The organism is Pseudarthrobacter sp. AL07 (genome assembly GCF_029960665.1).
GTDB lineage: Bacteria > Actinomycetota > Actinomycetes > Actinomycetales > Micrococcaceae > Arthrobacter.
On the sequence record NZ_JASBRB010000033.1, the window covers coordinates 22,707 to 29,276 of the forward strand.

The 6,570-nt window shown below is 65.3% G+C and carries 5 protein-coding genes and 1 pseudogene; 3 read left to right on the forward strand and 3 right to left on the reverse strand.

The window, feature by feature from the left end; genetic code table 11:
* Positions 1-65: 65 nt before the first annotated feature.
* The 3 genes from QK290_RS16865 to QK290_RS16875 are packed head-to-tail and all read left to right on the forward strand — an operon-like array spanning position 66 to position 3,502.
* Complete coding sequence (locus QK290_RS16865; protein WP_282331790.1) at positions 66-1,094, forward strand: nucleoside hydrolase; 1,029 nt, start codon at positions 66-68, stop codon at positions 1,092-1,094.
* On the forward strand, positions 1,095-2,522 hold the full coding sequence (locus QK290_RS16870; protein ID WP_282331791.1) for an MFS transporter: 1,428 nt from the start codon (positions 1,095-1,097) through the stop codon (positions 2,520-2,522).
* Positions 2,519-3,502 (forward strand): ribokinase, encoded by a 984-nt coding sequence (locus QK290_RS16875; RefSeq protein ID WP_282331792.1) that lies wholly within the window; start codon positions 2,519-2,521, stop codon positions 3,500-3,502. The genes QK290_RS16870 and QK290_RS16875 overlap by 4 nt, the downstream gene beginning before the upstream one ends.
* A gap of 365 nt (positions 3,503-3,867) precedes the next feature.
* On the opposite strand, the gene QK290_RS16880 is transcribed toward QK290_RS16875, so the two are convergent.
* The 3 genes and pseudogenes from QK290_RS16880 to QK290_RS16890 all read right to left on the reverse strand — a co-directional run.
* Positions 3,868-4,827 carry a D-glycerate dehydrogenase gene (locus tag QK290_RS16880; RefSeq protein ID WP_282331793.1) on the reverse strand — a complete coding sequence of 320 codons (960 nt, stop codon included), beginning with the start codon at positions 4,825-4,827 and terminating at the stop codon, positions 3,868-3,870.
* The gene (locus QK290_RS16885; protein ID WP_282331794.1) at positions 4,824-6,023 is read right to left on the reverse strand and encodes an aminotransferase class I/II-fold pyridoxal phosphate-dependent enzyme; all 1,200 of its coding nucleotides are present in this window, start codon (positions 6,021-6,023) and stop codon (positions 4,824-4,826) included. The genes QK290_RS16880 and QK290_RS16885 overlap by 4 nt, the downstream gene beginning before the upstream one ends.
* 293 nt (positions 6,024-6,316) lie before the next feature.
* Positions 6,317-6,570 (reverse strand): annotated as a pseudogene (locus QK290_RS16890) (pyridoxal 5'-phosphate synthase lyase subunit PdxS); the annotation flags it as partial.

Sequence of the window (6,570 nt, forward strand, 5' to 3'; positions counted from 1 at the left end):
CGCACGTCCTGGGGAGATGCCATGATCACACTGAATACTTTCGGCCACTGCCTCGGCAGGCCCCAATGACGTGGAGATTTAACGTGGAACCCAAACCGATAAAACCCGCCCGCAAGAAGGTCATTCTTGACTGTGACCCCGGGCATGACGACGCCGTGGCCATCCTGCTCGCGCACGGCAACCCTGACATTGAACTGCTGGCAGTCACCACCGTCGTGGGCAACCAGACGCTCGAAAAGGTCACCCGGAACGCGCTCGCCGTCGGGACCATCGCCGGTATCACCGGGGTTCCGTTTGCCGCCGGCTGCGGCCGGCCCCTGGTCCGCACCATCGAAACCGCGCCGTCCATCCACGGCGAAACGGGCATGGACGGCCCCGCACAGCCCGAGTCCACCATCGAACTGGACCCGCGCCACGCCGTCGACCTCATCATTGACACTGTCATGGCCCACGAACCCGGAACGGTCACACTGGTCCCCACCGGCGGCCTCACCAACATCGCGCTGGCAGCCCGCAAGGAACCGCGCATTGTGGAACGCGTCAAGGAAGTTGTCCTGATGGGCGGCGGCTACCACGTGGGCAACTGGAGCGCCGTGGCCGAATTCAACATCATCATCGACCCCGAGGCCGCCCACATCGTCTTCAACGAAAAGTGGCCCGTGGTGATGGTGGGCCTGGACCTCACTCACCAGGCCCTCGCCACCCCGGACGTCGTCGAGAAGATCGCTGCCGTGGGCACCGGACCCGCCAAGTTCGTGATGGAACTGATGGAGTTCTTCACCCAGACCTATAAGGACGCCCAGGGCTTTGACTTCCCGCCCGTCCACGATCCGTGCGCCGTGGCCTACGTGATCGATCCCAGCATCGTCACCACCCGCAAGGTTCCGGTGGACATCGAGCTCCAGGGCACGCTGACCCTTGGCATGACCGTGGCCGACTTCCGGGCCCCCGCGCCGGACGACTGCACCACGTCCGTGGCCGTTGACCTGGACCACGCCCGTTTCTGGGATCTCGTCACAGATGCCCTGGAGCGCATCGGCGAACCGGCCGTTCTTGAAGCTGCCGGCCGTGCAGCAGCCACGGGAGGCAAGTAGATGAGTGCCACCTTCACCGAGGCAAAGACCAGCCGGGGCAACGTCACCGCCCTGATGGTCGCCCTGCTGGCCGCGTGCGTCGCCTTCCAGCTCAACGCCTCCATGCTCAGCCCTGCACTGGTCACCATGGGCAAGGAACTGAACACCGATCAGGCCGTGATCGGCCTCTCCCAGACCTGGTTCTTCACCGCAGCCGCCCTGTTCTCCCTCTTCCTGCCCCGCCTGAGCGACATCATCGGCCGCAAGAAGATCCTGATCGGCATGATGCTCCTGATGGCCGTCGGATCCGTCATTGCGGCCATGGCCCCGGACGTCACCTGGCTCTTTGTGGGCCGCATCATCCAGGGCGTCAGTGGCCCCACCGTGCCGTTGTGCCTGATCATGCTGCGCTCCGCAGTCAGCAACCCGCGCAAATACGGGACGCTTATGGGCCTCATCACCGCGGTCAACGGCGGCGTGGCCGGCGTGGACTCGTTTGTGGGCGGCTACTTCGCCGAGCACTTCGGGTTCCGCAGCATCTTCTGGCTCATGGTGGTCCTGGCCGTCGTCGCCACCGCCCTGATCGCCTTCCTCGCCGGCGAAAGCAAGCCCGCCGCCGGCACCTCCATGGATTGGCTGGGCGTGTTCTTCATCGTCGTCGCCGTGGGTGCGTTGCTCACCGCCCTCAACGAGGGCTCCAAGCTGGTGGGCGCCCTCGCCCCCGGCACCCTCCTGCTGTCCATCGGGCTCGTGGTGGTTGCCGCCGTCGCGTTCTTCTGCTTCTGGACCGTGGAAAAGCGGGCCAAACAGCCCATGGTGGAAACCGTTCACCTGCGCCAGCGCGCCACCTGGGCGCCGCTGCTGACCACCACGCTGACCATGACCGGTATTTTCGCCGTCATCAACGGAATCGTGCCAGCGTATGTGCAGGCCGCTGACCCGGGGTTCGGCATCGGCCCCACCGAAATGTCGCTCATCATCCTCACCCCGTACGCCTTGCTCGGCTGGCTGGTGGGTCCCATCAGCGGCAGGCTCGCGCCCATTCTCGGCTACACCAAGGTCCTGCGCATCGGCATGCTCGGCAGCATTGCCGCCCTGGCCATCATCGCGTTCTTCGGCCTCAGCAGCCTGCCCATGATGATCGCCGGAACCGTCTTGCTGGGCATCATGTACGCCGGTACGGTCAACATCATGCTGAACGGACTCGGAGTTGTCCTCTCACCCGCCGGAAACCCCGGCTTCCTGCCCGGCATGAACGCGGGCGCCTTTAACCTGGGGGCCGGCCTGAGCTTCCTGGTGCTTCCTGCCGTGCTGGTGGCCACCTCGGCCATCGGCGATGCCGCGGCGTCATACATGACTGTTGTGGTCACCGGCCTGGTCATTACCGTCGCGGCGTTTGCCGCGTCGCTCCTCATCCCCAAGCCCCTCGAGGCTGAGGTAGCCGAATGAGTTCCGCAACAGCCGGCTCCCAAACCAGGATCGTCGTCGTCGGTTCCCTGAACGCGGACCTGACGATCTACTGCGAGCGGCTGCCGTTCCCCGGTGAAACGGTGCACGGCAACGGATTCGCCGTGAACCCGGGCGGCAAGAGCGCCAACCAGGCCGTCGCCGCCAGCCTCCTGGGCGGAAACGTCAGCCTTGTGGGTGCCGTCGGGGTGGACGCCAATGGCGACATGCTCCTGTCATCGGCCGCCGGCGCCGGGGTTGACGTGTCCGGCGTGCGGACCTCGGCAACTGAGGCCACGGGCGTCGCCGTCATCGCCGTGGATTCCAACGGCGAGAACAACATCATCATCTCCGCCGGCGCCAACGGCACCCTCTCGCCAGCGGACGTGGCCGGCGCGGCGGAAACGTTCGACGGCGCCGCGGTGGTCTGTCTCTGCCTTGAGGTCCGCCTTGACACGGTGGAGTCCGCTGCCCGGGCAGGGCGCGACGCCGGCGCCACAGTTCTGCTGAACCTCTCGCCTTACGCGGAGATCCCGCAGCAGCTGGCGGACCTGACTGACATCCTGCTGGTGAACGCCCACGAGGCGTCGCTGTTCCTTGGCTCCGCCGCGATCCCCGGTCACGACGCGGATGCCAGCGACTGGGAAGCGGTCAGGCGGCACTTTGCCGAACGGGGACTCCACCGTGTCCTGGTCACGCTGGGGGCCCACGGTTCTATGGTGCTCGATTCGCTGGCGCCTTCCGGGCAACAGCTGGTCCGGGTGGCGCCTATCAAGGTCAAGGCCGTGGATACCACCGGCGCGGGCGACGCCTTCACGGGTGCGGTGGCAGCCCGACTGGCGGCAGGCGCGCCGCTGGCTGACGCCGCCGCCTTCGCCTCGATTGCCGCCGCGCTGGCCACCACCCGCAAGGGAACGCAGGCAGCCTATCCGGAGGTGACGGAGGTAGAACGCCTGCTCGCTTCGGGTGTCCGCCCGCTGTGACGGACTGACGTCAACGAGGGAACGCGGAAAACGCCGACGGCGACAGGTGACTGCTGCTGTCGGCGTTAGGTTGTCATCTCGAAGTTGCTCCTCCCACACAGCCTGCATGGACCCGCCAGGGCGGGGAATGCTAACCTTAACTAAGCCCTTCTCATGTCCTATCATACTGTCAGCTTGACATGAGTCCGGTTATCGGCGTTTCATTTGGTCGCTCGTTAGGGGAGAGAATCACGCAATTGGTCCCTGAAACTCGCCCGGCAATTCCTTCGCTCGTGAAGAACATGAACGAGTACGAGCCCCATGCCTTCGCGACGGGGCTCGTACTCGTTCATGTTGTCGCCTCGCTCGGTGGACGCCAGGTGCTTTTAATTGATCGGGGTGGGCGGTCGTTCGCCGCTGAGCACTGCCAGGGTGTTGTCGGCGGCGAGCATCGCCATCGCGGTTCGGGTCTCGACGGTGGCGGAGCCAAGGTGCGGCACGAGCACCACGTTCTCGAGCTCGACTAATCCGGGGTGCACGTTGGGTTCGTTTTCAAAAACGTCGAGCCCGGCGCCGGCGATCTGCCCCTCGCGAAGGGCAGAAGCGAGGGCTGCTTCGTCGATGATCGGTCCCCGCGCGGTGTTGATGAGGTATGCCGTGTCCTTCATGGCTGCGAGTTGCCCGGCGCCGATCAGGTGGTGGGTGGCCGGTCCGTAGGGGCAGTGCAAGGAGACGATGTCGGATATGGCCAGCAACTCATCGAGCTCGACCCGCTGGGCGCCCAGCTCGTCGGCAAGCGCGGGGTCGATCTCACTTCGTGACTGGTAGACGATTTCCATTCCGAAGGCCTTGGCCCGGCGTGCGGTCGCCTGGCCGATGCCGCCCATGCCGACGATGCCGAGGGTCTTGCCTTGCAGGCTGCTGCCGAGCAGGAAGGACATGCCCCACTTCCAGTCTTTGCCGGAGCGGATGAGCCGTTCGCCTTCGCCGAGCCTGCGGGTTGCTGAGAGGATGAGGCCGAGCGCGATGTCGGCCGTGGCCTCCGTGAGCACGCCGGGTGTGTTGGTGGCGACGACGCCCCGCTCGGTGCAAGCGGGCACGTCGATGTTGTCATAGCCGACGGCGACGTTCGCGACGATCTTGAGCTGCGGGCCGGCGGCGTCGAGCAGCTCGGCGTCGATGCGTTCGGTGAGCAGGCTCACCACGGCATCGGCCCCGGTTACCCGGCGCAGGAGCTCCTCGCGGCCAATCGCTTCCGGACCCGCCCAGGCATCGACTTCGTGTTCTGCACGCAGCTTCTCGAGCGCGGTTTCGGGTACACGTCCCGTGACGACGACCCGGCTCATGCCGTCTCGATCCACTTGCGCAGGCGGCCGAGGCCGTCGTGGATATCGGCGACGTCGATCCCCGAGTAGGCGAGGCGGATGTACTGCCGGTCTTCGCCGGGCTGGCGGCGGCCGAAGTGTTCACGTGTGCAGAAGGAGACACCGGTTTCGTACAGGGCTGCTGAGGCGAAATCGCCGACTGCCGTGTACCCCATGCGCTCCATGACCTCGGTGACGTCGGGGAACAGGTAGAAGGTCGACTGCGGCACGGCGACGTGCATGCCGGAGATGTCGTTCACGAGTTCGCATGCGGCATCCCGGCGCCCGCGCAGGATGTCGAGCATCTGCTGTACGGGTTCCTGGGTGCCGCGGAGTGCTTCGATGCCGGCCCATTGCACGTAGTGCGTGGTGCACGACTCGTCGTTGGTGTTGAGTGTGCCGAGGATTTTGGCGATCTCGATCGGGGCGACGGCGCAGCCGAGGCGGGATCCGGTCATGGCGAACTTCTTGCTGAAGGTGTAGAGGATTACTGTGCGCTCCGCCATGCCGGGAAGCGACGCGATCGAGTTCGAGACACCCTCATAGCGCGTTTCGAAGTACGCCTCATCGGAGAGTACCCAGAGGTCGTGCTCCTGCGCGAGCTGTGCGATTGCCTCCCGCTCGGCCGCCGTCGACTCGGCCGAGATGGGGTTCTGCAGGTCGTTGTAGATGATTGCGACAGTGTTCGGGGTGATCGATGCGCGCACCTGGTCGAGGTCGATCGCGAAGCCCTGGCTCGTGGGCAGGTAACGGTATGGCACGGCCGTGCCGCCGAGGTACTCGATCTGTGATTCGTAGATTGGGAAGCCGGGGTTGGGATAGAGCACTTCCTGGCCGGGGTTCATGACCGCCTGCAGGAACTTGGTGATAACGGGCTTGCCGCCGGTCATCACAACGACGTTGTCCGGGGTGAACTCGATACCCCGGCGGGCTCCGATGTCCTCGGCGAGGGCTTCGCGCAACTGGGGGATGCCAGGTCCGGGGCAATAACCGGTATAGCCGTCGGCGATGGCCCGGTTCATTGCTTCGACGATATGCGGGGCCGTTGGGATGTTAATGTCGCCGAGATGGAAGGGGTACACAGGGTTCCCCTTCGCCTTCCATCCGGCCGCGGCTTGGGCGACGCTGAAGGCGGTTTCGGTGCCCAGACGTTCGAGCCGGTGCGCGAGTTGCTGCATGGTGTTTTACTCCTCATCGAGACTGTGATCGGTCTTCTGCGGTAATGATTGGACTTTTGGGTCGTGACGGCGGTTGGGCAGGGGTGACCGGTGCCTTTACCGGGGGCCACGGTAAGGAACCTTTTGCGGACGGTTCCTTCTCCGTTTCGGCCGATGCATTAGGGACAGTTGTGGCTGTCCGGTTCACCGGAACAGGTTTCCTCCTTAACCTCGGGCTGTTCCCGGCGCTTATTCTGTCCATCTTTTCCGCGTTTGCTGTCATGGTTCTCCTTGACGCTCGGCGGCGAAGAGTCCTACCAGCCGCGCTGGGCGAGGCGGTGCGGTTGCGGGATGTCGTCGACGTTGATGCCGACCATGGCTTCGCCGAGGCCGCGGGAGGCCTTGGCGATGACGTCGGGGTCGTCAAAGAATGTGGTGGCCTTGACCACGGCAGCGGCGCGCTGGGCCGGGTTGCCGGACTTGAAGATACCGGAACCGACGAACACGCCGTCCGCGCCGAGCTGCATCATCATCGCGGCGTCGGCCGGGGTGGCGATGCCGCCGGCGG